Below are 511 nucleotides of genomic sequence, written 5' to 3'. Positions count from 1 at the left end.
TCGATCGTTGTCAGCCAGGTAAACCGAACAAACTTCGGTTTCCATCGCTTTACAGATATCCGTGACCAGGATATCCAGCGCCTCATTTAAACGCGGCGCGCTGGCGACCTTCTCGACTATTTCTCGCAACCGAGTGAGCATAATGTGCGTGGCTTAACCTCTTTTACGTCGATAAGCAGGCGCGCTTTGCGGCTTGGATGCGGTTTCCGCAAGCGACATAGTGACGCCTGCAAACTCTTTCATCACCCGGCGGTAAACGTCGCGCTTAAACGACACCACCTGACGAACCGGGTACCAATAACTTACCCAACGCCAGCCATCAAACTCAGGTGTACTGCTGGTTTGCATATTAATTGCCGTATCGCTGCCGACCAGTTGTAGAAGAAACCACTTCTGCTTCTGACCGATACAAACCGGCTTTGTGTCCCAACGCACCAAACGTTTAGGCAGCTTGTAACGCAGCCAGTTACGGGTTGAGGCCAGGATCCGCACATCTTTACGGCTTAACCCA

Annotated in this window: 1 protein-coding gene; it reads right to left on the bottom strand. The window is 52.1% G+C overall.

Going from position 1 to position 511, the window contains the following annotated elements; all coding sequences use genetic code 11:
• Positions 1-153 precede the first annotated feature (153 nt).
• Positions 154-511, bottom strand: a 358-nt coding sequence (locus AACX88_RS17615) for an RNA pyrophosphohydrolase (protein WP_339394149.1), incomplete at its 5' end; no start/stop codon positions are given.

It is taken from the genome of Brevibacterium metallidurans (genome assembly GCF_037101285.1).
GTDB classification, from domain to species: domain Bacteria; phylum Actinomycetota; class Actinomycetes; order Actinomycetales; family Brevibacteriaceae; genus Brevibacterium; species Brevibacterium metallidurans.
This window is presented reverse-complemented; position numbering and strand designations above follow the sequence as displayed.